1 protein-coding gene and 1 pseudogene are annotated in these 2261 nt (G+C 65.5%); both read right to left on the bottom strand.

Features of this window, described 5'->3' with window-relative positions; all coding sequences use genetic code 11:
- Positions 1-2174 (bottom strand): hypothetical protein (locus ABY403_RS15865; protein WP_372841782.1); only part of this gene is annotated, 2174 nt, incomplete at its 3' end.
- A pseudogene (locus tag ABY403_RS15860) lies at positions 2171-2261 on the bottom strand (flagellar motor stator protein MotA); the annotation flags it as partial. The pseudogene ABY403_RS15860 and the gene ABY403_RS15865, both read right to left, overlap by 4 nt.

Raw genomic sequence — 2261 nt, 5'->3', positions numbered from 1 at the left:
GGTGCCTCATCTGGCGGCGCAGGTGCGGCATCGGGGGTTGGGGTGCCAAGCCCGAAGGCTGCCAGCAACGCGCGCTGGGCGTCGGTGCCAAGCACTGCCGCCTCGGCCCATGCGCCAGCTGCCCATGCTTCTTCAGCGGCATTGGCTGGGTCATCCACGCGTTCAAAGGCGCGTCGCGCCGCGTCGTGATCGCCGGTCAGGCGCAATGCTTCGGCGCGCAGGCGCGTTGCCTCTGCCCCGTCAAGGCCAGAGATTTCGGCAAGGGCCGCGGCACCGTCAGCCTCAAGAAGCGATGCCTGCGCGCGAAGTAGACGGCCCTCATCAGTGCGCACGGCCTCGGCCCCTAGCACGCGCCGCGCCTCGGCAGGAAAGCCGAGATCAATCAGCCGCGCGGCGGTTTGCATTTGCAGTGCCCAGTCGCGTTGCAGCAATACGAGTGTCCGATTTGCAAAATACTGCGTCGCAAAAACCAGATCATCCGGCGTCGCAGCCAACTGATGCATGAGTTCGGCGGTGCGCGCCGCCACGAACGCGTCCGAGGCTTGTTCAGGCATATTGGCAAGTGCGGCGAAAGCCTGTTCGAAAAGCCCCGCCGATCCTGCGGCCAGCATGTGGGCGCGCGCGAGTTCTGGGCCAAGCGCGGCTTCGCGGTGTTCAAACGCCAGCGCGGCGACGGCGTCGATGGTTGGCTGCTGCACAGCTTCCCCGGCCGCAAGCTGCGCGTCAATGAAGCGGATCGTTGCTAGGGGCGCATCTGGTCCGTTTTCGGCCATGATCGGCATCAGCGCCGCGGCGGCGGCCGCGGGCGCGCCTGCCGAAAGCTCGATCCCCGCGTCGATCAGCCCGACCGCCGTGCCGTGGTCGCCCGGCGCGCGGGTGATCGCGCTTCGCAAGCCGCGGGCCGCCGCCTCGGCACCGATGTCAAGCAGACGGTCCGCAAGCCGCGGCCCGAGCAGATGCCGCAAATTGAGCGGAAGGTTCGAAAACGCGCGCAATACGGCAACCGTGTTTACCGCATCACCGTGTTCAAGCGAAGAACTGGCAAGCACAGCCCACAGCGCGATCTGAGATTCGCATGCCGTCATTTCGGCCAGCCGCGCGGCGGTTGGCACTGGCGCATCGTCGATGATCGCAGCCATGGCGCGCAACAGTTCTGCATGCGAAACTTCGGTGCCGAGGCTTTGCAAAAGCGCGGGAACCTCTGCGCCCATGCCGAGCGCGATATATAGCCGCGCGAGTGCAAGCACCCGGTCACTGTCTGGCCGGTCAAACTCTCCAAGCAGGCCGGTCTGCGCGGTACCGATCTGGAGCGCCACCGGGTCGCCGTTTGACCAATCCGAGACGTTCACGAACTCGTCCGCAATGCAGGCCAACCCATCCGGGTTGAGGGCTTCGCGTGGACGTCCTTTGGGACCGTCGCGATCAAACACGGTTTGTGAACGCACCGCCAGTTGATGCGTCGCCTGTGTGGCAAGATCAGGTTCGGCGGGTGGCTGGGGGGAAAGGGGCGGTAGTGCGGCTGGCGGGTTTGGGCTATCTGGAAGCGTCATGGTCACAAGGCCCTGGCTGGCCGCGCGGCCAAGCTGCAACATCAATTGCTGCTCGGCCTCTGCTACACGTGGGTCGTGGGCGGCGGGCGAAGCGCTGGGGGCCTGTGCAGGGGCGGTGAGATTGGGCCAAGCGTAGGCGAGGCGGGGATCGGGTGGCACAATGGCTGGGCGCATTGGCAGGGTCAGAGCGTCGAGCGTGGGTAGCGTGGTGGCAGCACCCGCCGGGACGTCAGGCACCAATGACGCTTCGAATGGCGAGCCTGCGGGCGCGGGCCCGTTCGCAACGTCAATCACGATCGTTCCGGGCTGCGCTTCAAAGGCGGTCGCATGTGTTCCGCGCGCCACCGATAGCGAAAGCCCGCTTTCGGCCGCAGTCAGCGCCGTGATGCGCGTGCGCGGAATGAACTGAAAAACCCGCGCCAGATCGAGGGTGATTTCGGGCCGCGAAAGCCGCAATTCGTACCCGCCATCGGCTTTGCCGAGCAGCCAGCCGCTCGGCTCGCTTAGCCGCAATACGAGACGTGAAAACGACTCATGCTCGCCAGATAGCACCGGCACAGTTTCGGCCGATGCCGGCACGGCAAACAGCAATACAAAAAGCCAAAGGCGAAGCGCGGCGATCATGCCGCGTCCTGCTTGATCGCCTTGATCGCTTCTTCCAGTTCCGAAAAGCTCGGGCGGATATGGTGCGGGGTATTCTGACGCCCGACC

The sequence above is a fragment of the Phaeovulum sp. genome (assembly GCF_041596715.1).
In the GTDB taxonomy this organism is placed as follows: Bacteria; Pseudomonadota; Alphaproteobacteria; order Rhodobacterales; family Rhodobacteraceae; genus UBA6213.
This window is presented reverse-complemented; position numbering and strand designations above follow the sequence as displayed.